Source organism: Actinoalloteichus fjordicus (assembly GCF_001941625.1).
GTDB classification, from domain to species: Bacteria; Actinomycetota; Actinomycetes; order Mycobacteriales; family Pseudonocardiaceae; genus Actinoalloteichus_A; species Actinoalloteichus_A fjordicus.
In genome coordinates this window covers 2,732,167-2,754,856 of the sequence record NZ_CP016076.1, presented here as the reverse complement: position 1 = coordinate 2,754,856, position 22,690 = coordinate 2,732,167, and the positions used below count along the sequence as shown (strand labels likewise).

General features: G+C 70.6%; 21 protein-coding genes. 2 read left to right on the top strand and 19 right to left on the bottom strand.

Annotation, left to right across the window (positions count from 1 at the left end):
- Window positions 1-78: 78 nt before the first annotated feature.
- The 11 genes from coaBC to pyrR form a co-directional block, all read right to left on the bottom strand.
- Entirely contained in the window at window positions 79-1,335 is a 1,257-nt protein-coding gene (gene coaBC, locus UA74_RS12325; protein ID WP_075740371.1) for a bifunctional phosphopantothenoylcysteine decarboxylase/phosphopantothenate--cysteine ligase CoaBC, read from the bottom strand.
- Window positions 1,332-1,622, bottom strand: coding sequence for a DNA-directed RNA polymerase subunit omega (gene rpoZ / locus UA74_RS12320; RefSeq protein WP_075740370.1), 291 nt, complete (start codon window positions 1,620-1,622; stop codon window positions 1,332-1,334). Before rpoZ ends, coaBC begins: the two co-directional genes overlap by 4 nt.
- Window positions 1,619-2,257 (bottom strand): guanylate kinase, encoded by a 639-nt coding sequence (gene gmk / locus UA74_RS12315; RefSeq protein ID WP_083683151.1) that lies wholly within the window; start codon window positions 2,255-2,257, stop codon window positions 1,619-1,621. Before gmk ends, rpoZ begins: the two co-directional genes overlap by 4 nt.
- On the bottom strand, window positions 2,254-2,571 hold the full coding sequence (gene mihF / locus UA74_RS12310; protein ID WP_069848754.1) for an integration host factor, actinobacterial type: 318 nt from the start codon (window positions 2,569-2,571) through the stop codon (window positions 2,254-2,256). The genes gmk and mihF overlap by 4 nt, the downstream gene beginning before the upstream one ends.
- 987 nt (window positions 2,572-3,558) lie before the next feature.
- Window positions 3,559-4,401 carry an orotidine-5'-phosphate decarboxylase gene (gene pyrF / locus UA74_RS12305; RefSeq protein ID WP_075740369.1) on the bottom strand — a complete coding sequence of 281 codons (843 nt, stop codon included), beginning with the start codon at window positions 4,399-4,401 and terminating at the stop codon, window positions 3,559-3,561.
- Window positions 4,398-7,703: a carbamoyl-phosphate synthase large subunit gene (gene carB / locus UA74_RS12300; protein ID WP_075743721.1), complete on the bottom strand. Its 3,306-nt coding sequence runs from the start codon at window positions 7,701-7,703 to the stop codon at window positions 4,398-4,400. Before carB ends, pyrF begins: the two co-directional genes overlap by 4 nt.
- A 289-nt stretch (window positions 7,704-7,992) precedes the next feature.
- On the bottom strand, window positions 7,993-9,132 hold the full coding sequence (carA, locus tag UA74_RS12295) for a glutamine-hydrolyzing carbamoyl-phosphate synthase small subunit (RefSeq protein ID WP_075740368.1): 1,140 nt from the start codon (window positions 9,130-9,132) through the stop codon (window positions 7,993-7,995).
- Window positions 9,129-9,746 (bottom strand): PH-like domain-containing protein, encoded by a 618-nt coding sequence (locus tag UA74_RS33505; RefSeq protein WP_075740367.1) that lies wholly within the window; start codon window positions 9,744-9,746, stop codon window positions 9,129-9,131. Before UA74_RS33505 ends, carA begins: the two co-directional genes overlap by 4 nt.
- Window positions 9,728-11,098 carry a dihydroorotase gene (locus tag UA74_RS12285; protein ID WP_075740366.1) on the bottom strand — a complete coding sequence of 457 codons (1,371 nt, stop codon included), beginning with the start codon at window positions 11,096-11,098 and terminating at the stop codon, window positions 9,728-9,730. Before UA74_RS12285 ends, UA74_RS33505 begins: the two co-directional genes overlap by 19 nt.
- Window positions 11,098-12,027 carry an aspartate carbamoyltransferase catalytic subunit gene (locus UA74_RS12280; protein ID WP_075740365.1) on the bottom strand — a complete coding sequence of 310 codons (930 nt, stop codon included), beginning with the start codon at window positions 12,025-12,027 and terminating at the stop codon, window positions 11,098-11,100. The genes UA74_RS12285 and UA74_RS12280 overlap by 1 nt, the downstream gene beginning before the upstream one ends.
- A complete protein-coding gene (gene pyrR, locus UA74_RS12275) occupies window positions 12,024-12,674 on the bottom strand; it encodes a bifunctional pyr operon transcriptional regulator/uracil phosphoribosyltransferase PyrR (RefSeq protein ID WP_075764398.1) in 651 nt (216 codons plus the stop codon). Before pyrR ends, UA74_RS12280 begins: the two co-directional genes overlap by 4 nt.
- A gap of 255 nt (window positions 12,675-12,929) precedes the next feature.
- On the opposite strand from pyrR, the gene bldD reads away from it, so the two are divergent.
- Window positions 12,930-13,418, top strand: a complete 489-nt coding sequence (gene bldD / locus UA74_RS12270; RefSeq protein ID WP_069848742.1) for a transcriptional regulator BldD — start codon at window positions 12,930-12,932, stop codon at window positions 13,416-13,418.
- A 65-nt stretch (window positions 13,419-13,483) separates the two neighbouring features.
- Here the strand turns inward: bldD and nusB are convergent, their stop codons facing one another.
- The 3 genes from nusB to UA74_RS12255 all read right to left on the bottom strand — a co-directional run bounded on the left by nusB (window position 13,484) and on the right by UA74_RS12255 (window position 15,679).
- Complete coding sequence (nusB, locus tag UA74_RS12265) at window positions 13,484-13,903, bottom strand: transcription antitermination factor NusB (RefSeq protein WP_075740363.1); 420 nt, start codon at window positions 13,901-13,903, stop codon at window positions 13,484-13,486.
- On the bottom strand, window positions 13,903-14,466 hold the full coding sequence (gene efp, locus UA74_RS12260; protein WP_075740362.1) for an elongation factor P: 564 nt from the start codon (window positions 14,464-14,466) through the stop codon (window positions 13,903-13,905). Before efp ends, nusB begins: the two co-directional genes overlap by 1 nt.
- Window positions 14,467-14,569: 103 nt before the next feature.
- Window positions 14,570-15,679 (bottom strand): M24 family metallopeptidase, encoded by a 1,110-nt coding sequence (locus tag UA74_RS12255; RefSeq protein WP_075743720.1) that lies wholly within the window; start codon window positions 15,677-15,679, stop codon window positions 14,570-14,572.
- Window positions 15,680-15,900: 221 nt separating this feature from the next.
- On the opposite strand from UA74_RS12255, the gene UA74_RS12250 reads away from it, so the two are divergent.
- A complete protein-coding gene (locus UA74_RS12250) occupies window positions 15,901-16,881 on the top strand; it encodes a glycoside hydrolase family 6 protein (protein WP_075740361.1) in 981 nt (326 codons plus the stop codon).
- 365 nt (window positions 16,882-17,246) lie between these two features.
- Here UA74_RS12250 and UA74_RS12245 read toward each other — a convergent pair whose 3' ends face one another.
- From UA74_RS12245 to UA74_RS12225, 5 genes are all read right to left on the bottom strand, one after another.
- Window positions 17,247-18,962: a glycoside hydrolase family protein gene (locus tag UA74_RS12245; RefSeq protein ID WP_198042998.1), complete on the bottom strand. Its 1,716-nt coding sequence runs from the start codon at window positions 18,960-18,962 to the stop codon at window positions 17,247-17,249.
- 158 nt (window positions 18,963-19,120) lie between these two features.
- A complete protein-coding gene (locus UA74_RS12240) occupies window positions 19,121-20,023 on the bottom strand; it encodes a GNAT family N-acetyltransferase (protein WP_075740358.1) in 903 nt (300 codons plus the stop codon).
- 9 nt (window positions 20,024-20,032) lie between these two features.
- Window positions 20,033-20,467, bottom strand: coding sequence for a type II 3-dehydroquinate dehydratase (aroQ, locus tag UA74_RS12235; RefSeq protein WP_075740357.1), 435 nt, complete (start codon window positions 20,465-20,467; stop codon window positions 20,033-20,035).
- Complete coding sequence (gene aroB / locus UA74_RS12230; RefSeq protein ID WP_075740356.1) at window positions 20,464-21,573, bottom strand: 3-dehydroquinate synthase; 1,110 nt, start codon at window positions 21,571-21,573, stop codon at window positions 20,464-20,466. The genes aroQ and aroB overlap by 4 nt, the downstream gene beginning before the upstream one ends.
- Window positions 21,574-21,800: 227 nt before the next feature.
- A complete protein-coding gene (locus tag UA74_RS12225; RefSeq protein ID WP_157434140.1) occupies window positions 21,801-22,535 on the bottom strand; it encodes a lipoprotein in 735 nt (244 codons plus the stop codon).
- Window positions 22,536-22,690: the final 155 nt, after the last annotated feature.

The following is a 22,690-nucleotide window of genomic DNA, read 5'->3' as shown; positions in this document are numbered from 1 at the left end:
CCGCTTCCGGCCCCGGTTCGCCACTTCACCGGGCGCTTCAAGTTGTGCCCAGCGTATCCATCGGCGTCGAAGGGATTCTCAAGCGTGAAGCAGGCGCAAGACCGCATCCCACACCATGGACGCGAGTTCCGACTTCGCGGCCCGGTGCAACGTCTGCTCACGGCCGTCCGCATAGAGGAGCCAGCCCTCGTTGTCCTCGGTCTCGAAGGCCCGGCCTTCACCGACCTCGTTGAGGACGAGCAGGTCGCAACCCTTGCGGCGCAGCTTCTCCCTGCCGTGATGCAGGACGTCACCACTCACGTCGCCCGTCTCCGCGGCGAAGCCGACGACGACGACACCGGGGCGTCGGCCTGCGACCAGCTCGACGAGGATGTCGGGGTTGCGGGTCAGTTCGAGTGCCTCGGGGTCGGCGGCACCCTTCTTCATCTTGTGCTCAGCACGGCTCACCGGACGAAAGTCGGCGACCGCGGCGGACATGACGACCACGTCCGACTCTGCGGCGAGCCGCAGCATCTCCTCGCGCAGCTCGGCCGCACTGCCCACCCGAACGACGTGAACGCCTGCCGGGGCAGGCAGCTCGCTGTTCGCGGCAACCAGGGTGACCTCTGCCCCGCGTTGGGCGGCGACCCTGGCCAGGGCGTATCCCTGTCTGCCAGAAGACCGATTGCCGAGGAAGCGCACGGGATCCAACGGCTCGCGGGTACCGCCCGCCGAGATGAGCACCCGACGACCGTCGAGATCACGCGGGAGCGCATCACGCCTGGCCAGCAGCAGCCGAGCCAGCTCGACGATCTCGGCCGGGTCCGGCAGCCTGCCTCGACCGGTGTCCGCACCGGTCAGCCTGCCGCTGGCGGGCTCCGCGACCACCACGCCCCTCGAACGAAGCGTCGCGACGTTCGCCCGAGTGGCGGGGTGCTCCCACATCTCGGTGTGCATCGCGGGCACCAGCAGGACGGGACATCTCGCGGTGAGCAACGTGTTGGTCAGCAGATCGTCGGCCAGGCCGTTGGCCGCCTTGGCGATCAGGTCGGCCGTGGCGGGCGCCACCACGACCAGGTCGGCGGTCTGGCCCAGCCGGACGTGCGGGACCTCGGGGACGTCGGTGAAGACGTCGGTGTGCACCGGTCGGCCGGAGAGCGCCTCGAAGGTCGCGGCTCCGACGAAACGCAGTGCCGATGCCGTCGGCACCACCCGAACCCGATGGCCGGACTCGGTGAGACGCCGCAGCACCTCGCACGCCTTGTAGGCGGCGATGCCCCCGCCCACCCCGAGCACGACCTCGGGCGAGCGGGACTCCGCCGCCTGCGGAGCCTGCCGAGTCTCCGGTGTGGTCACTCGCCCTCGGTGTGCTCAAGCACCCCTGCGTGGATCTCGCGAAGCGCGATCGACAGCGGCTTCTCCCTGGGGCCCGGCTCGACCAGGGGGCCGACGTACTCCAGCAGGCCCTCGCCGAGCTGGGCGTAGTAGTCGTTGATCTGCCGAGCACGCTTCGCCGCGAAGACCACCAGCGCGTACTTGGAGCTGACCTGCTCGAGCAGATCGTCGATGGGAGGGTTGGTGATGCCCTCCAGGGCGGTGCTCGGCGGCGCGCCCAGCGCGCCCAGTTCGGCGGGGGTGATCACGTGGCTGACTCCTGGGATCTGCTTGACGGACTCGTGACGCCATTCCGCGGCTCTGCGCGCGGATCGGGCCCGGTCAACAAGGTTAGCAACTGTTCTGCGGCATGGTCGACGTCCTCGTTCACCACGACCACGTCGAACTCGCCTTGAGCGGCGAGTTCGCGTCGCGCGGTCTCCAGTCTCCGCCGCACGACGTCGTCGGGCTCGGTGCCGCGTCCGACGAGTCGAGACACCAGCGCGTCCCAGCTCGGCGGGGCGATGAAGACGGTGAGAGCTTCGGGAAGCGCTTCCCGAAGGTTCCTGGCGCCCTGAAGGTCGAGCTCGACCAGAGCAGGGCGTCCGAGCGCCAGCCGTTCCTCCACGGGCTTGCGTGGGGTGCCGGATCGATGCGTGCCGCCGTGGATGTCGGCCCACTCGAGCAGGTCGCCGTCGGCGATCGCCTGATCGAACCGCTCCGCGGCGACGAAATGGTAGTCCCGGCCGTCCACCTCGCCGGGGCGAGGCGACCTCGTGGTCATCGAGACGCTGAACCACAGATCGGGAATGAGCTCCCGCAGCCGGGCCACCACACTGCTCTTGCCGACACCGGAGGGGCCGGCCAGTACAACCAGCCGGCCCCTCCTTGATGGATCACTCACTCGCTGCTGAATTCGGCGAGCAGCGCCTTGCGCTGCCGATCACCCAATCCACGCAGACGACGACTGGACGCGATTTCCAAGCGTTCCATGATCTGCTGGGCCCGGACTTTGCCGACTCCCGGAAGCGCTTCCAGCAGTGCGGACACCTTCATCTTGCCCAGGACCTCGTCGGCTTCCGCGTCGGTGAGCACCTGCTTCAAAGTGGTGCCACCGCGCTTCAGGCGCTCTTTCAATTCCGCCCTGGCGCGGCGGGCAGCAGCCGCTTTCTCCAATGCTGCGGCCCGCTGCTCCTCGGTCAGCTGGGGAAGGGCCACGATCTCCTCCGTGGTGTGGGTTCCTCTGGATCGGTGCCGCGACCGTACCGACCGCGTCTGACGCGGCACAACACGGGTCCGGCCTACCCAGGCGATTCTCACCTGGGCGTTCGCCTTCGGTGGCGCGGGCGCACAAGCTACCGCCATGCGTAGAGCGCTCATTACCCAGGGTGCCGATCAAGCCGGGAGCACTCTCGATCGACGGAACCCGATCGCGCGTTAAGATGATCATGATGGACTTACCGAGAGCACCGAAGTCGCTGGCCAGCTCGATGCAGGCGGGATGTCGCGACGTCCCGTCCGCGTCGGGTCGACCGCGCTCCGACAGGCTCGGCGCACGACGAGACGGCTGGTCGACCGGGCCGAGGCGCGGCCGTCTCCCTCCTTTCGCGAACCGGTCCGCACGGGCCGTCCCGCCACCGGAAAAGGAGACCGAGATCGCCCGAGAAGTCGGGCGGGTCGACCGACTCCGACGTGTCGGTCCGGCACCCGTTCCGGCACCCGCAGGCCCAGAGGCGACCGGGGCGGGAACGTTCCCGAGCACCGGCCGAGGGCGGTGCGGGGCAGCGATCGACGGCCCGATTCGCCTCCGGTGGCAGCGCCGTAGGGCACCCGTCGCAGACGCCGCGTCCGCGTCTGCTCCCGGTCGCCTCCGGTGACCGGAGGCGACCCGCGCATCGGTCTCGGGCGACGAGGCGTCCGCCACGGGAGGTCGGGCCCGACGGAGCCTGCGGTCGCTCCTCGACGTGGCCCCGGCGGACGGGCCCGCACCGCCGATCGGCGTTCGCGGGGCCGCCGACGGGACGCCGGGTGATCCTCGGTGGCCGCAGACCGCGGTGCGGAGTTCGACGCCCGGCAGCCGCCGAGAGCCGTTGGTCGCCGCCTGCCGCCCCGTCGAGGAGTCCGGCTGCCGTCGACCTCGGACGCCGCTGGTGACCCCGCGTCCTGGCGTCGTCGCTCCCGAGCCGGGCTGCCGGTTCCGGCCGGTCAGCTGCCCGAGTGCGCCAGCCCGGCGTGCAGTCCGCGAACGGCGTCCCGCAGCGCCGCCACGTCCGGCCCGTGGCGCAGGACGTCTCGAGAGCTGGTCGGCAGCACGTCGGGCAGGGCGGGGCCGAACAGTCGACGCAGATCGGCCACGGTGCCGCCCTGCGCCCCGAACCCGGGAGCCAGGATCGGCCCGTTGAGGCCGCTCAGATCGAGCTGCAGGCTCGGCAGATTGCCGCCGACCACCAGACCCACGTCACCCAGTCGGGGGGCGCCCACGTTGAGCTGGGCCGCGGCGTCGACCACGCGTTGCGCGACACTCCGCGTCCCCTTCTCGTCGGAGACGACGGCGTCCTGCACCGACGCGCCCTCGGGGTTGGAGGTCCTGGCGAGCACGAACACTCCCCGTCCGGAGTCGCGCGCCACCTCCAGCGCGGGCTCCAGCGAGCCGAAGCCGAGATAGGGCGACAGCGTGACCGCGTCGCCTGCCAACGGCGAGCCCTCGGTCAGATAGGCCTTGGCGTAGGCCGTCATCGTCGAGCCGATGTCGCCGCGCTTAGCGTCGACCAGCACCAGCGCGCCCGCGGCCCGCGCATCGGCGATCAGCTGTTCCAGGACGGCCACGCCGCCGGAGCCGTGCGCCTCGAAGAGGGCCGACTGCGGCTTGAGCAGTGCGACCTCCCCGGCCAGGGCCGTCACGCAGGTCGCGGCGAAGCTCCGCAGGCCTGCCAGGTCGTCGGACAGGCCCCAGGCGTGGAGCAGCGCCGGGTGCGGGTCGACGCCCACACAGAGCGGGCCCCTGGCCGCCACGGCGGCGCTCAGTCTGGCGCCGAAGGTGGTGATCATTCGCGTCCCTTCCGCAGCGCCGCCTGGAGGTCCTGGAGGCTGCGCACGCCGATGTCGTCACGGATCGAGGCCTCGATGCCCTGCACGGCCGCCGCCGCGCCCTGCACGGTGGTCACACACGGGATGTCCCTGGCGACGGCGGCCGTCCGGATCTCGTAGCCGTCGACCCGGGGACCGGGATTGCCGTAGGGAGTGTTGATCACCAGATGGACGGTGCCCGCCCTGATCTCGTCGACGATGTTGCCCGGCCCCTCGAAGTGCTTGCGGGCCACCGTGCAGCGGATGCCGTTACGGCGCAGCATCTCCGCCGTCCCCGCCGTCGCCAGCACCTCGAAGCCGAGGTCCGCGAGTCGTTTCACCGGGAACACCATCGAACGCTTGTCCCGATTGGCGACCGAGACGAAGACCCGACCCGAGGTCGGCAGCGAACCGTAGGACGCCGCCTGGGACTTGGCGAACGCCGGGCCGAAGGCCACGTCGATGCCCATCACCTCGCCCGTGGACTTCATCTCCGGGCCGAGCAGCGAGTCGACGCCCTGCCCCTCGGGCGTGCGGAAGCGGTGGAAGGGCAGCACGGCCTCCTTCACCGCGACCGGCGCGTCGGCGGGCAGCTCGCCGCCATCGCCCTCGCGCGGCAGCATTCCCTCCGCACGCAGCTCCGCGACGGTGGCGCCGAGCATGATCCTGGCGGCGGCCTTGGCCAGCGGGACACCGGTCGCCTTGGACACGAAGGGCACCGTCCGCGAGGCCCTCGGATTGGCCTCCAGCACGTAGAGCACGTCGTCCTTGAGCGCGTACTGCACGTTGAGCAGCCCACGTACCCCGATGCCCTTGGCGATGGCCTCGGTGTGCCTGCGGACCTGTTCCAGGTCGGTGCGGCCCAGGGTGATCGGCGGCAGCGTGCAGGAGGAGTCGCCCGAATGGATGCCCGCCTCCTCGATGTGCTCCATGACACCGCCGAGGTAGACCTCCTGCCCGTCGCACAGGGCGTCGACGTCGATCTCGATCGCGTCGTCCAGGAAACGGTCGACCAGCACCGGGTGCTCCGGGGTCACCTCGGTGGCCCTGGCGATGTAGTCGGCCAGGGTGGCCTCGTCGTACACGATCTCCATGCCGCGACCGCCCAGCACGAAGGACGGCCGGACCAGGACCGGGTAGCCGATCTCGTCGGCCACGCGCCGGGCCGCCTCGAAGGAGGTGGCGGTGCCGTAACGCGGGGCGGGCAGGCCTGCCGCATCCAGCAGCTCACCGAAGGCGCCCCGGTCCTCGGCGAGGTCGATGGCCTCCGGGGCGGTGCCGACCACCGGCACGCCCGCCTCGGCCAGTCTGCGCGCCAGCCCTAGCGGCGTCTGACCGCCGAGTTGGACCACGACGCCCACGACGGTGCCGGAGGCCTGCTCCGCGTGCACCACCTCGAGGACGTCCTCGAAGGTGAGCGGCTCGAAGTAGAGCCGGTCGGAGGTGTCGTAGTCGGTGGAGACCGTCTCCGGGTTGCAGTTGACCATCACGGTCTCCATACCCGCCTCGCGGAGCGCCATCGCCGCGTGCACGCACGAGTAGTCGAACTCGATCCCCTGCCCGATCCGGTTCGGCCCGGAGCCCAGGATGATGACCTTGGGCCGGTCGCGCTGCTCGGTGACCTCGGACTCGGCGGCGGTGTCGACCTCGTAGGCCGAGTAGTGATACGGGGTGCTCGCGGCGAACTCGGCGGCACAGGTGTCGACGGTCTTGTAGACCGGCCGGACGCCGAGGCGGTGGCGCAGTGCTCGGACGCCGTCCTCCCCCGCCAGCTCGGGGCGCAGCGCGGCGAGCTGACGATCGGAGAATCCGGACCGCTTCGCGGTGCGCAGCAGGCCCTCGTCGAGAACCGGGGCGTCGAGCACCTCCTGTCGCAGCTCCACCAGCGACAGGATCTGGTCGATGAACCACGGGTCTACGCCCGACGCCTCGTGCACCTGCTCGACCGTCGCGCCCAGCCGCAGCGCACGCTCGACCGTGTACAGACCGCCGTCATGCGGGACGCGCAGGTCGGCGAGCGTCGACTCCAGGGTGGCCTCCGCCGCGTCGGGCCGGGTCCAGAAGCTCAGCGACTTCGTCTCCATGGAGCGCAACGCCTTGCCGAGGGCCTCGGGGAAGCTGCGGCCCATCGACATGCCCTCGCCGACGCTCTTCATCGTCGTGGTGAGCGTGGGATCGGCGCCGGGGAACTTCTCGAAGGCGAAGCGCGGCACCTTCACCACGACGTAGTCCAGGGTCGGCTCGAAGCTGGCGGGCGTCTCGCCGGTGATGTCGTTGCGGATCTCATCCAGGGTGTATCCGACGGCGAGCTTGGCGGCGATCTTGGCGATGGGGAAGCCGGTCGCCTTCGACGCCAGCGCGGAGGACCGCGAGACCCTCGGGTTCATCTCGATGACGACGAGCCTGCCGGTGCGCGGGTTCACGGCGAACTGGATGTTGCAGCCGCCGGTCTCCACGCCGACGGCGCGCAGCACCGCAATGCCCAGGTCACGCAGATCCTGGTACTCCCGGTCCGTCAGGGTCATCGCGGGCGCGACGGTCACCGAGTCGCCGGTGTGCACGCCCATCGGGTCGATGTTCTCGATGGAGCACACGACCACCACGTTGTCGCGGTGATCGCGCATCAGCTCCAGCTCGTACTCCTTCCAGCCGAGCACGCTCTCCTCGATCAGCACCTCGGTGACCGGGCTCTCGGCGAGGCCGGTGGAGGCGAGCCGTTCGAGTTCGTCGGCGGTGTGGGCCATGCCGGAACCGAGGCCGCCCATGGTGAAGCTGGGCCGGATCACCACCGGCAGGCCCAGTTCGCCGACCGCCTCGCGGACCTCCTCCATCGACCGGCACACCCTGCTGCCGGGCACCTCGCCGCCCACCGAGCGCACGATGTCCTTGAAGAGCTGGCGGTCCTCACCACGCTGGATCGCGTCGATGTCGGCCCCGATCAGCTCGACGCCGTATCGCTCCAGCACCCCGCGTTCGTGCAGCGCGACGGCGGTGTTCAACGCGGTCTGCCCGCCCAGCGTGGCCAGGATCGCATCCGGCCGCTCCGCAGCGATCACCTTCTCCACGAACTCCGGCGTGATCGGCTCGATATACGTCGCATCCGCGAACTCCGGATCAGTCATGATCGTCGCCGGATTCGAGTTCACCAGGCTGACCCGCAGGCCCTCCTCCCGCAGCACCCGACACGCCTGAGTACCGGAATAGTCGAACTCACAGGCCTGACCGATGACGATCGGCCCAGAACCGATCACCATCACATGCTTGATGTCAGTCCGTTTCGGCATGAATTCCCTCACTCACCAGGCGACGGAACCCGTCGCGAAAGACTTGGAACGCTCTTGGACACTGTGCGCGCCGACGGTCCGCGCGGCGCCCACCGCCGCGCGGACGACTCGGGCGATCTTCGAGAGGTCGCCCCGCACCGAAACAGCGGGGCGATCGACGTCACGACCGCATCCTCGGCACCCGGACGGCGCAGAGGGCGTCGACGCCTGCTGCGCCGGGAGACTCCGCGACGCGGAGAGGAAGGCCCCGGCACGTCCCGAGTGCGGGACGGCGGCCGGGTGCCGACGGTCATCGTCTCGACACGAGTGTGGAGCGGGTGGACATCAGGTCGACGAAGTCGTCGAACAGGCCTGCGGCGTCGTGCGGGCCCGCTGCGGCCTCGGGGTGGAACTGCACGCTGAAGGCGGGGGCGTCCACACAGCGGAGGCCCTCCACCGACCCGTCGTTGGGGCAGTGGTGACTCACCAGTGCCGCGCCGAAATCGGTGTCGAACCTGCCGCCGGGTTCCCCCGCGACCGCGAAGCCGTGGTTCTGCGAGGTGATGGCCACCCGACCGGTGGCGACGTCGACGACCGGGATGTTGATGCCCCGATGCCCGTACGGGAGCTTGTAGGTCCCCAGTCCCAGCGCTCGGCCGAGAATCTGGTTGCCGAAACAGATGCCGAACAGGGGCAGCTCGCGCTCCAACGCCGCCCTGGTCAGCGCCACGGGGTGATCCGCGGTGGCCGGGTCGCCCGGCCCGTTGGAGAGGAACATCCCGTCGGGCTGGACCGCGAGGACGTCCTCGAACGAGGAGTTCACCGGCAGGACGTGGACCTCGACGCCGAGCCGGGCCAGCATCCTGGGGGTGTTGGACTTGATGCCCAGGTCGAGGGCGGCCACGGTGAACCGTCGTTCCCCCACCGCGGGCACCACGTACGGCTGGGCGGTGCTGACGTCGCCCGCCAGATCGGCACCCGTCATCGACGGCGCCGAGCGGACCCTGGCCAACAGCTCCTCGTCGGGAGCCAGCGCCGCACCGGAGAACACGCCTGCCCGCATGGCACCGCGCTCCCGGATGTGCCGGGTGAGAGTGCGGGTGTCGACGTCGGCGATCCCGACGATCCCCTGTGCCTCCAGCTCCGCCGCCAGCGTCCGGCGAGATCGCCAGTTGGACGGAGTCCGGCTCGGGTCACGCACGACGTAGCCCGCGACCCAGATCCGCGCGGACTCGTCGTCCTCGTCGTTCCAGCCGGTGTTGCCGATCTGCGGCGCGGTCTGCACCACGATCTGCCGGTGGTACGAGGGATCGGTGAGCGTCTCCTGATAGCCGGTCATCCCCGTCGAGAAGACCACCTCGCCCAGGCTCTCGCCCCGGCCGCCGTAGGCGCTGCCGACGAAGACGCGCCCGTCCTCCAACACCAGCCTGGCCGGGGACCGTCCGCTCACCTGCCCGCCTCCTTCATGTCCGGGGCCTGCGGTGCCGACCCGTCGGGGTCCGAGGCGTCGTCGGTGCCCGACGCGCCATCGGCCCCCGGCTCGCCGGCCGGCTCCGCACTCGCTTCGGGTGCCGCCTTCTCGCGCAGGCGGTCGACCCATCGTTCGTAGTCGCTCTTGTCGTCCGCGCGGAACGCGGTGTCCAGATCGAAGTCGCCGTGCTGCCAGGTCAGGACCAGCAGACCGCCGCCGGGAACGACCTTGCCCGCGGACTTGCTGTCGATCCTGGCGTCGCGCAGGGCGTGCGCGGGCAGCCACAGCGTGCCGGCGCCGTCCCGCTCGATCAGCACGCCGTCGTCGATGAGCCGCAGCGCGCCCGCCGAGCGGTGACCGAAGTCACCCGCGAGGACCCGTGCCTGCCAGTTCTCCGCCGAGGTGGTGCCGATGTAGACACCCGTGAGCGCAGGAAGGACGTCGGGCGAGTCGAGCAGCGCCGCCGCAGGCTCCGGCAGCGGAGGCAGCACGCCCGCCTGGTCTGCGGCCCGACGGTGCCAGCCACGCCACATCCCGTATGCGCACAGTGCGAAGAACGCCGCAAAGGCCAGCGTCAGCAGGAGTCGATCCACCGGAGCACCTTCCCGTCTCGCGCGGTGAAACGCCCGCGCAACATCGTCGCCACCACCCGAGCGGGCAGTCGCATCCCCTCGAAGGGGGTGTTGTCGGCCAGACTGGCCGACTCCGAGCCTCGCACCGTCCAGTGCGCAGTCGGGTCGATCAGGACCAGTGAGGCAGGCTCGCCGACGGCGATCGGCCTGCCCTGGTCCGCGAGGCCGACCAGCTCGGCCGGGCGCTCGCTCATCACCCTGGCGACGCCGCGCCAGTCCAGCAGTCCGGTGGTCACCATGGTCTCGACCACGACGGACAGCGCGGTCTCCAGACCCAGCATGCCCGGTCGGGCTGCAGACCACTCGCAGTCCTTGTCCTGCGGGGCGTGCGGGGCGTGGTCTGTGGCGACACAGTCGATGACGCCCTCGGCGAGCGCGGCGCGCAGTGCGAGCGTGTCGGCCTCGGTGCGCAGTGGCGGGTTGACCTTGTTCACCGGATCGTAGGTGGCGAGCCGTTCGTCGGTGAGCAGCAGGTGATGCGGGGTCACCTCGGCGGACACTCGACCTGGCCGCCCGCCAGCGGCGAGGGTGGGCAGCGCCGCCAACGGTCCGGCCGCCCAGCGCAGCACCTCGACGGTGCCTGCCGTGGAGACGTGACAGACGTGCAGCCTGCCCCCGGTGCGATGGGCCAGCAGGCAGTCGCGGGCCACGATCGACTCCTCCGCCGCCGCAGGCCAGCCCGCCAGCCCCAGCAGTGCCGCCCGCTCGCCCTCGTGTGCCTGGGCGCCGACGGTCAGCCTGGGCTCCTCGGCGTGCTGGGCGATCGTCGCGCCCAGCACGGAGGAGTACTCCAGCGCCCTGCGCATCAGCAGCGGATCGGCGACGCACACTCCGTCGTCCGAGAACATCCGGACCTGCGCGGCCGAGCGGGCCATGCCGCCCAGTTCGGCGAGCCGCTCGCCCCCCAGCCCCACCGTGACGGCGCCGACCGGGTGCACGTCGACGAGGCCGACCTCGCGACCGCGCCGCCAGACGTGCTCGACGAGCACCGCGTTGTCGGCCACCGGATCGGTGTTGGCCATGGCGAACACGGCGGTGTAGCCGCCGAGTGTGGCGGAGGCCGACCCGGTGTCGATGGTCTCCGCGTCCTCGCGTCCCGGCTCTCGCAGGTGGGTGTGCAGGTCGACGAAGCCGGGCAGCGCGACGAGACCTGCCGCGTCCACCACCTCGGCCTGACCCGCGTCGACGGAGCCTGCCGCGTCGATCGCAACGATTCGACCGTCCGCCACGAGCAGGTCGACGGGCTCGCCCTCACCGTAGGGCCGCACGCCTCGGAGCAGCACGGGCGACGAGTCGATCTCGGTCGAGGTCATCACTCGACCTCCTCTCCGGCCAGCAGGTGATAGAGCACGGCCATCCGCAGGTGAACCCCGTTGCGCACCTGCTCGGTGACCAGGGCACGTCCGGAGTCCGCGACGGCGGAGCTGATCTCCATGCCACGCAGCATCGGCCCCGGATGCAGCACGGGCGCGTGTTCCGGGAGCAGGTCGAGGCGTCGCCGGTTCAAGCCGTAGTCCACGGCGTACTCACGGGCGGAGGGGAAGAAGCCGCCGTGCATCCGCTCGGCCTGCACCCGCAGCATCATCACCGCGTCGACGCCGCCGAGCACGGCGTCGAGGTCGTGACTCACCTCCACCGGCCACGAGCCGACACCGCTCGGCAGCAGGGTCGGCGGGGCGACGAGGACGACCTGGGCGCCCAGCAGAGTGAGGAGCAGCACGTTCGACCGTGCGACGCGGCTGTGCAGGACGTCGCCCACCACCGCGATCCGTCGCCCGGCGATGTCGCCGAGTCGCTGCCGCAGGGTCTGCGCGTCCAGCAGGGCCTGGGTGGGGTGCTCGTGGGTGCCGTCGCCCGCGTTGACCACCGCCACCCCGGTGTGCGCCAGCCACTGGGCCAGCCGGTGGGCCGCACCGGAGGCGGGGTGTCGGACGACCACGCAGTCCGCGCCCGCCGCGGCCAGGGTGAGCGCGGTGTCGCGCAGCGACTCGCCCTTGCCCACCGAGGAACCACCGATGGAGACATTGATCACATCGGCGCTCATCCACTTTCCCGCGATCTCGAAGGAGACCCGCGTGCGAGTGGAGTTCTCGTAGAACACCGTGACGACGGTGCGACCCCGCAGGGTCGGCAGTTTGCGCACCTGCCGACCGAGCAGCGTCTGCTCCAGCCGGTCCGCGGTGTCGAGCAGGGTGCTCGCCGCCTGCGCGTCGAGGTCGGCGATGGACAGCAGATGCCTCATCGAGCGTCTCCGGCAGGCCCGTCACCAGGCGAGTCCGCCGAGGGGACGGCGCCTGCGGCATCGGGCTCAGAGCGGCGCAGCAGCACCGCGTCCGCGCCGTCGAGTTCGGTCAACCGGACCCAGACCTCCTCGCGACGGGCGGTCGGCACGTTCTTGCCCACGTAGTCGGCGCGGATCGGCAGCTCGCGGTGGCCTCGGTCGATGAGGACGGCGAGCTGGACGGCGGCGGGTCTGCCGTGGTCGCGGAGGGCGTCGAGCGCGGCTCGCACGGTCCGCCCGGAGAACAGGACGTCGTCGACGAGCACCACCAGCGCGTCGTCGAGACCGCCGTCGGGCAGGCTCGTCGGCTCCAGCGGGCGGGCCGGTCGGCGGCGCAGATCGTCACGATAGAGCGTGACGTCCAGCGTTCCCGTGGGAATCGTCACACCGGTGAATTCGGCGATCTTGGCGGAGAGCCGCCTGGCCAGCGGGGCGCCTCTGGTCGGGATGCCCAGCAGGACGACGTGCGGCGCGTCGGGCGCGTCCAGCGCGGTCTTCTCGATGATCTGATGGGCCATCCGGGCAATGGTCCGTGCGACGTCGGCCTCGACGAGCAGCTCACGCTCGCCGGAGCCCGCCGCACCCGCTCGTGCTGAGCGTGGCGCCACGGTCTGGACCTCCTTCCCCGCCTCGCTGGACGGGTCGTTAAAGGACGTCGGGGTCCGAGGGTCTCGGACGGCTCGGACGGTAGCAGTGTGCGATTGTCAATCTTCCGGGTGGTGTCAGAAACTCGCCCGGCTGTAGCAGTCTCACCGGCTTGACCTGGTGACGACGGCAAGCGAACATTACTCTGCGTATTGATCTGGGCATTCCCGCAGACCTGTCTAGAGGCTGACGGGGCGAACGAAACGGAGAACCGCCACATGGGCGACTACGCCAAGGCGCTGGGCGCCAAGCTCCGCGCGATCCGCCAGCAACAAGGGCTGTCGCTGCATGGGGTCGAGCAGAAGTCAGGCGGCCGGTGGAAGGCCGTCGTCGTCGGTTCGTACGAACGCGGCGACCGGGCGGTCACCGTCCAGAAGCTCGCTGAACTGGCCGACTTCTACGGCGTGCCCGTGGCGGAACTGCTTCCGGAGGGCAGGGTGCCGTCCGGGGCGGAGCCCGCCACGAAGATCGTGATAAATCTGGAACGTCTGCAACAGCTGCCTGCGGAGAAGGTCGGTCCGCTGGCTCGCTATGCGGCCACCATCCAGAGCCAACGGGGCGACTACAACGGCAAGGTGCTCTCGATCAGGACCGAAGACCTTCGGTCGCTGGCGATCATCTATGACATGTCGCCGGGGGAACTCACCGAGCAGCTCATCGACTGGGGGGTCCTTCCTCCTGAGGCGCGACCCGCCAAGGAGGAGTGAGCTGCGCGTCTGCTGAAAGCGTCTCGGGGCGCCGTCATGTGCGACATGACGGCGCCCCCGAGGCGTCAGCTCGCCGCGCGCAGCCGGTCGGCGATCTTGGCCAGCCGGTCGAGGATGCCGTTGACGAATCTCGGCGAGTTGTCCGTGGACAACGTCTTCGCCAGTTCCACGGCCTCGTCGATGGCGACCTTGTCGTCCACCTCGTCCGACCACAGCAGCTCGAAGAGGCCCAGCCGCAGGACGGCCCGGTCCACCGGGGGCATCCTGGCCAGGGTCCAGCCCTCGGCGTACTCCGAGATCAACTCGTCGATCCGCCGTCGGTGCTCGGTGACGCCCTCGACGAGGGTCACCGTGTAGTCGTTGACCGGAGCCAGGTCCGGCACGCCCACGCGATCCGCGAGCAGGGTGATCGGGTCCACAGAACGGACGTCGGCCTCATAGAGCAGGTCGACGGCGCGTTTGCGGGCTTTGCTGCGCGAGCCCATTACGAGTTCACGCGGCCCAGGTAGCGCCCGTCGCGGGTGTCGACCTTGACCTTGTCGCCGCTGTTGAGGAACAGGGGAACGCTGATCTCGGCGCCGGTCTCCAGCTCGGCTGGCTTGGTGCCGCCGGTGGAGCGGTCACCCTGCAGGCCGGGATCGGTGTGCTTCACGACGAGCTCCACCGAGGCGGGCAGTTCGACGTAGAGCGCGATGCCCTCGTGCACCGCCACGACGGCGGTCTGATTCTCGAGCATGAACTTGGCCGCGTCCCCGACGGTGGCGTCCGGCACCGGAAGCTGCTCGAAGGTCTCGCTGTCCATGAACACGTAATCGCTGCCGTCGGCGTAGAGATAGGTCATCTCGCGCTTGTCGACGTTGGCCGTCTCGACCTTCACGCCCGCGTTGAAGGTCTTGTCCACGACCTTGCCGGAGAGCACGTTCTTCAGTGTGGTGCGCACGAAGGCGCCGCCCTTGCCTGGCTTGACGTGCTGGAACGACACGACGGTCCAGAGCTGGCCGTCGAGGTTGAGAACCAGTCCGTTCTTGAGGTCGTTGGTGGTCGCCACTGTGGTGGTCTCTCCTGTGTCGAGTGGGCCCGAGAAGACGGGCCGGTGCAGGGACGGGCCGCGGCCGCTCTGCGACGACCGCGGCGATGCGACGCGAACTACGTCAGACGACCACGAGTTCCTTCGTAGTCAGGGTGAGGAGTTCCGGCTCGCCGTCACGAACGACGAGGGTGTCCTCGATGCGGACGCCGCCGCGCCCGGACAGGTACACGCCGGGCTCGACGGTGACGGCCATACCGGCGATCAGTCTACCGTCACCCGCCTTGGACAGGCTCGGAGCCTCATGGACCTCCAGTCCGACGCCGTGGCCGAGACCGTGCAGGAAGTCCTCGCCTCGGCCTGCGGCCTCGATGACCTTGCGCGCGGCAGCATCGACGTCACGCACCTCGACACCGACGGACAACGCGGCTCTTCCCGCCGCCTGCGAGAGCCTGACCAGCTCATACAGCTCCTGCTGCCAGTCGGCGGGCTGCCCGAGCACCATCGTACGGGTCATGTCCGAGTGATAACCGTCGACGAGTGCGCCGAAGTCGATCTTGATGAGGTCGCCCGTTCGGAGCGCCTTCTCGGTCGGCCGGTGATGCGGAACTGCGGAGTTCGCACCGGAGGCGACGATCGTCTCGAAGGACGGCCCGGCGGCACCGTTGTCCCGCATCCGCGCCTCCAGATCACGGGCCACGTCGACCTCGGCACGGCCCGCGCGCAGCCCGTCGGCGGCGAGCAGCTCGGCGAGCGCCCGGTCCGCGGCGGCACAGGCCATCCGGAGCGCCTCGACCTCCTCGTCGTCCTTGACCAGCCGCAACTCCTCCACCAGGCCGGGGCTCCGCACCAGATCGACGCCCTCGGCGGCGCCCGCCAGGACGTCCAGTGCGTCGACGGTCACCTTATGACTCTCGAAACCCGTGCGGCGATGAGCCGCAGCCTCCGCGCCGGATCGAGCGGCCAACGCCGTTCCGGAGGCGCGTTCGATCACCCGCTCCAGGTCCGGGACCTGCTCGCCCGCCTGGGTGAGGTAGCGCCCGTCGGTGCAGAACGTGGTGCGCGTCTCGGCGTGCGCGGTGTCCTCGGCATGCACCAGCAGTGCGGCGTTGGACCCGGTGAATCCGGTCAGATAACGGACGTTGAGCAGGTCGGTCACCAGCAGCGCGTCCAGATTCGCGGTGCGGAGCAGCGTGCGCAGCGCCTCGCGGCGGCGGGAATGGGTTTCTGGCATGGCAGGCAGCATAAGAGTCAGCGAGGCCCGAACACGGCGTCCCGCCCGGCGGCGACGACCGACACCGCAGCCTCGAGACCGGGTGACTGCGCCGTTCGGCGCAGCAGAACGACCGCTGAGCGGACGCATCGCCGCCGAGATCTGATCGTAATCTGGTCCTGTCTGGGAGCGCTCACAACCACCGAGATCGGACTCTCGCATCACCGACCCGAGGAGAGAGCATGACCAGCAGGACCATCATCGGCGCGACGCTGAGCGCCGTCCTGGCCGCGACGGCGGCGATCGGCGGCATCGCGACCCCGCAGGCTGCTGCGACACCGCAGCAGGCCGACGACACCTTCTACGTCAACCCGACGACCAACGCCGCGCAGTGGGTGGCGGCGAATCCCGGTGACGGACGCGCCTCGGTGATCGGCGAGCGCATCGCCTCCGTCCCGCAGGCGCAGTGGTTCACCCAGCACAATCCGGCCGCCGTCACCGCCCAGGTCGACGGGCTCGTCGGTGCGGCCCAGGCCGCAGGCCAGACGCCGATCCTCGTCGTCTACAACATCCCCAACCGGGACTGCAGCAACCACAGCGGCGGCGGCGCTCCCGATCACTCCTCCTATCGGACCTGGGTCGACCGGGTCGCCGACGGACTCGCCGACCGGCCAGCCACGATCATCCTCGAACCGGACGTGCTGGCGTTGATGGACTCCTGCATGAACGAGTCGGAACAGGCCGAGGTCACCGCGTCGATCACCTACGCCGTCGCGGCGCTCACCTCGGGGTCCGCCCAGGCCGACGTCTACCTCGACGCCTCACACTCGGCGTGGCACGCGCCCGGGGAGATGGCCTCGCGGCTGACGGCGGCGGGGATCGCCGACGGCGCGGCGGGCATCGCGACGAACGTCTCCAACTACCGCTGGACGGCCGACGAGACGGCCTACGCCAAGGCCGTGCTGGCCGCGACGGGTGTGTCCGGTCTCGGCGCGGTGATCGACACCAGTCGTAACGGCAACGGTCCGGCCGGCTCGCAGTGGTGCGACCCGGCAGGCCGGGCCATCGGGACGCCCAGCACCACCGACACCGGGGACGCGGCGATCGACGCCTTCCTGTGGGTCAAGCTGCCCGGCGAGGCCGACGGCTGCGCGGCGCCTGCCGGCCAGTTCGTCCCGCAGCTGGCCTATGACCTCGCCGTGGCGGCGGGGCCGGTCGGCTGAGGCACTCGCTTGGGTCGAGCTCGGGCCGGGTCGGGCACAGTCCGGTCGGGGGCGGTCCGGTTGAGCACGGTCGGCTCGAGCAGGCTCTACTGAGGCATGGCGGCTGGGATGCGGCGGGCAGCGGCGCACCGGGTCGAGGGCCGGCCTGAGCGGGCACAGTGGGCGCGCAGGCGGCGACGGTCGACGCCCGGCACCAGCCGCCACCGGCAGGCAGCAGGCAGCAGGCAGCAGGCAGCAGGCAGCAGGCAGCCTTGATCGTCGTCGTCGATCGCGGGGTCCGGGGCCCGAGGGCCCCGCGATCGCCCGTGACCCCCACCGGGTAGAGCGGCGCGGATCAGACCGTGACGCGGCGGCCTGCCGAGTGATCAGCGTTCGATCCGGCCGTGGCGCCGAGCCGCGCGGCTCGGCGACGGACCGGCGCCCGAGCGGACGTCGCCACGCCGAGGTCCCGTCAGGGGGCCGGCAAGCGGCAGACTCCCCCGTGTCCCGACGTGTCGTCCGCTCGGTCGGGTCGCAGCACGCCGCAGGTCGCGCACGTGCTCATGGGCGGCCCACTCCTGCGGTGTGATCTCGGTGATCCGCGATCCGTTGAGCTCGGCGACGTCCTGACCGCCCACCAGCCAGAGCCGATCGTCCGCCACCAGCCCGACGGGCTGGTCGGTCGCGTGAACGGCGGGCAGTCCTGCGGTGATCTCGGCGACGACCGGCAGCTCCTCCACGGCGGGAACCCGCTCTTCCAGGATGCCGACGGCGAGCTTCTCGGCCACCGAGCGGCGTTCGATGCGCACCCGCTCTCCACCGAGCACGAGATCCATCGTCCGATCCGGCGCAGGAACCGCGAAGCCGTTCAGCACGCTCGCCGCACGTCGTGCGTCTCGACAGCCGTCGGCGGCGACGACGTCGAGGCCGTAATGGGCGATGTCGGTCGGTGCGGAGGTCGCCGTGGTCGCCCGCAGCACGTCGAGGGGAACTCGACCACACGGGTCGTCCCTCGACACCGGGGCGTGGCCGCCGCCTTCCCGCACCAGGCCCGGACCCTCCCGCCAGGGCCCCTCCACCACGAGTCGCTCATAAGGACTGCCCCGGAACTCCCGATCCCAGAAGGTCAGGCTGGTCCCCGACTCGGTCTGGTGCGCGATCACGAAGCTCTGCAGCGCGTCCACCCACATCAGGTCGGCGCTGAACGCGTCGACCACCGAGAAGGCGCGGGGATCCTCGGTCGAGGTGGCGGGCACGAAACCCGCCTCCGTGAGCGTCTGCAGTCCGTCGGTGAACAACGGATCCCTGGCTCTGAGCACGAACTGTCCCGCACCGTTCCACCCCGCCGCCGCGCCGGTCGTGTCGGTGAACATCAGGTAGAACCAGTCGTCCAGGAAGACCGCGGCGGGCTGACCGGCGCCGTAGGTGTTCTCCCTCGTCACGTCGTAGGACGCGCTGACCACCGGTTTGCCGTCGCCCAGTCTCGACCAGGTGATCCCGTCGGAGCTGTGCGCGACGCCGACGCCGTTGCCGTCGTTGTGATCGCCCGCCGCCCCGGTGTAGTAGAGGTAGTAGGAGTCCCCGACCTTGAGCACCGAGGGATCGCAGGTGTGCATGCCGTCGAAGGCGCCGGGCAGGCCGGTGAAGACCGCCTCGGCGGGCGAGCCCGTCGAGGCCGCGTACGGTCCGCCTGGTTCCGTCGCCTCGGCGTACAGCACGTCGTCACCGGGCGGGCCGACGCCGGGAAGCTGACTGCACCACCAGGCGCGATACCGACCGTCGTCGAGCAGCACGGTCGGCCCGTAGTTGTAGGGAGCACGGTGATCGCCCGCGAGGATCGGCGTGGCGTTCCCCCGGACTCCCTCGACGGCGAGCTGCGCCGGTTCTGGAAGCTCGGCGGCCTCGCCTGCCGCATCGTCCGCACCGTCTCCGGTGAACCAGCCGTCCGTCTGATCCACCGCGCCGTCCCGATCGGCACCCTGCGCACCGGTGCAGCCTGCGATCACGACGAGCGCCAGCAGCAACGCCGAGACACGCAGTGCGACCGGGAACGCGGCTGTCGAACGCGTCGCCGCCCGCCCACCGACCGGTGAACCACGCACCGTGGGCTGACCTCCCCGTGAGAGCACCGTGATCGATGCCGTGCAGGCCCGAGAACGGATGCCGGGCATCAGACAGTGTAGGGATCAACCACCGGGCAGGCGCAGCCGATCCACCATTGGGGCGACACCGCTGGTCGTCCCCATGACACCCGGAGGAGCTACCGCAGGGGGCCCGCCGGATCGGCCACCAACTCCACCTCGAAGCCGTCAGGGTCTTCGAGATAGGCGGCCAGATGCATCGGCCCGCCCGCGTAGGGATGGACCTCCGGGAACAGCAGTCGCCAGCCCCGACCCGTGGCCTGCTCGGTGATGCGATGCATCTCCTCGGCGCCCCGGACCCGCAGTGCCAGGTGATTCATCCCGGCGCGGAGCCGATCATGACCGCCCGGCCGGACCGCAGGCGAGCGCTCGACCACCAGGTAGGTTCCGCCGTGGCGCCAGCTGATCCCTCGCGACCAGCGCTGGTACTCGACCCAGCCCAGTTCCGCGAGTAACCAGCCCAGGCTGTACCTGGCGCGGTCGAGGTCCTCGACCCAGACCTCCAGGTGATGCAGTCCGGCGGGCGGCGCCTGGCACACCGCCACCGCGTGATCGACCTTGCCGACAAGCCGCTGCCCCACCTCGACGAAGCCAAGGCGGCGGGCGAGACTCGCGCCCGCCAGGTCGTCCGGGTGGGTCAGGGACCACACCGACGGCAGCTCCAGACGATGAAATGCGTGTCGCAGCACCGCCGACCCGGCCTCCGCGGCGATGCCCCTCCCCCGATGCTCGCGTCCCAGCAGCCACCCGACCTCGGGCAGTCCGCCGGGCAGCGCCACGGAGGGGCACAGACTGGTCAGCCCCACGGGCCTGCCCGAGACGCAGACGACCCAGTCGCCCATTCCCGAGGGCATCGCCCGCTCGATCCGGTCGCTCAGCAGGCGACGCACCGCGCCTTCGTCGACAGGTCCCGGCGGCAGCGCCCGACGCACCTCCGTCGCGGTGAAGAGCGGGGCCAGCAGGTCCACGCCCCATTCGGAGAGCGGCAGCAGGGTCAGTCGCTCGGTGCGCAGCTCGACCATCGGCAGGCCTCAGCTCGCCGTGTGTTCGGCCAGCCAGCGCAATGCCAGCGGGTACCCCGAGACACCGAGTCCCACGATCACCCCGTCCGCCAGGGCCGACAGGTGACTGTGTGAGCGGAACGCCTCCCGCCGATGCACGTTCGAGATGTGCACCTCCACCCACGGCGCGGTGAGCTGGGCACAGGCGTCGCGGACGGCGATGGAGTAGTGCGTCCAGGCCGCCGCGTTGAGCACGACCGGCGAACTCGTGTCGGCGGCCTCGTGCAGCCAGCCGATCATCTCGCCCTCGTGGTCGGTCTGGCGGACCGTCACCGGGAGGCCGAGTTCGGCGCCGGTTCGCTCGCAGAGTGCGACGAGATCGGCGTAGGTCGTGGAGCCGTACACCTCCGGCTCGCGAAGACCGAGCCTGCCGAGATTGGGGCCGTTGAGCACCAGGACGCTCACAGCAGAATCCCCCCGCCCTGCCGCGTCGGCTCCCCGCTGATCGCCGAGTACGCGGCGGCCAGCAGCGAGGGATCGGGGCCCTCCAGTCGGCCCGGCCTGCCGATGCCGTCCAGGACCACGAACCGCAGCACGCCCGACCGGGTCTTCTTGTCCCGGCGCATCGACTCGACCAGCGAGGACAGCGCGTCGGGGTCGTAGCTGACCGGCAGGCTCAACGCGGAGAGGACGTCCCGATGCCTGGCGACGTCAGCGTCACTGAGCCTGCCCGCCAGCCTGGCCAGCTCGGCGGCGAACATCATGCCGACCGAGACCGCGGCGCCGTGTCGCCAGCGGTAGCGCTCTCGACGCTCGACGGCGTGGCCCAGGGTGTGCCCGTAGTTCAGGATCTCCCGCAGACTCGACTCACGGAGATCGGCCGACACGACGTCGGCCTTGACCTGGATCGCCCGACGGACCAGCTCGGCCAGCACCGGACCGGTCGGATCGGTCGCGGCGTCGGCGTCCTGCTCGACACGTTCCAGGATCACCGGGTCCGCGATGAATCCCGCCTTGACCACCTCGGCCATGCCTGCCAGCAGTTCGTTGCGGGGCAGACTCTCCAGCGTCGCGAGGTCGACCAGCACGGCGGCAGGCTCATGGAAGACGCCGACCAGGTTCTTGCCTGCGTCGGTGTTGATGCCCGTCTTGCCGCCCACCGCCGCGTCCACCATCGCCAGCAGCGTGGACGGCACGTGCACGACCCGCACGCCCCGCATCCACGTCGCGGCGACGAAGCCCGCGAGGTCGGTCACCGCACCGCCGCCGACGGAGACGACCACACCGTCACGATCCATGCCGATCTTGCCGAGGACCTCCCAGCAGAACCCGGCCACGGCGAGGCTCTTGCCGTCCTCCGCGTCGGGGATCTCCACACGATGAGCGTCGAGCCCCGCCTCGACAAGCTCGTCACGCAGCGATTCGGCCGTGGCGGCCAGGGTCGGCTGGTGCACGATCGCCACCGACGTCGCCGAACGCAGCGTCTCCACGAGTTCGCCGAGCAGGCCTCTGCCGATCACCACCTCGTAGGGACGCTCGGTGGCGACGCGAATCCGGATCGGATCTGACATTGCGCTCCTCAGCACGTGGTCGCGGGCAACCCGGACGACACGGCCTGCCTGCGCGGTCCCGGCTCCGAGTTGGTTCTCGGCACCCTGACCTCCTCGCGGGCTGATCGTGTCGGCGGACTCAGTTCCTTCAAGCAGCCTCGGTCCCGACCGGCCTGTCTGCTCGGCAGGCCGGGGTCCTCGGCTGCGGCCCAGCATCCCACCACCGCGTGCCGCCGGAACGACCCCGGTCAGCCGGTGACCCGCAGCGTGTCCAGTGCCAGCCGGTACGCGGGCAGGCCCAGCTCGAACTCCTCCTGGTCGAGCCCGGTGAGAGTCAGGACGATCGTCTGGCCGTCGGTCTCGATCGCCAGGGCTCGTTCCGCTCGGTTCCACTCGCCCGCCCGCGACAACGACACCTCGACGGCCGCGCGTCCGTCGATGACGACCTCGGTGAACTCGGGCACGCCCTCGACGGCCTCGGCGGCGTAGGCGTCCAGCGCCTCGGCGGCGCCCAGGGTGGCGTCCGCAGGCGTGTTCACCCGAATCGAACCGAAGACACCGGCGTGGCGGCCGTGCAGTTCGCAGAGCGGAACGAGTTCGTGGAGCACGAGTTGAAGATCGGTGACGTCGGTGACCTCCCAGTCCGCAGCGGCGGTGAGGCCGACCGGCAACGGGCAGGGACTCCCCGCATCACCGACGTGCACGCCCGCAGTGGCGACCTCCCCCGGCGAGGCGGCACCGCCGGGCGGCACGGAATCAGGATCTTCGGGGCCGGGCGGCGGGGAGAGACTGCTCGACGACTCGGCACCACCGCCCGGATCAGCGCCCGACGGCGGCGAGCCGGTGGTGACGCTGGTCGGCTCGGCGGACGAACTCGTCGGGCCTGCGCCGACGGGCTGCTCGGTCGTACAGCCCGCAAGCAACCCGACACCGAGCAGCGCGGCGATCAACGGTGCAGGAAGTGAACGGCTTCGATGGTTCACGGCTTCTCTTCTCGATCAGCCCGCCCGGCTGGCAGGCGTTGACCAAGTCGACGTGTGCCGGTGCCGTCAGGTTGCGGCCGGGTCGCCCAAACCATCCGGTCGGCAGCAGGCAGTAGGCCGAACGGATGATCGGGTGCCTAATCGCTCGGGCACCC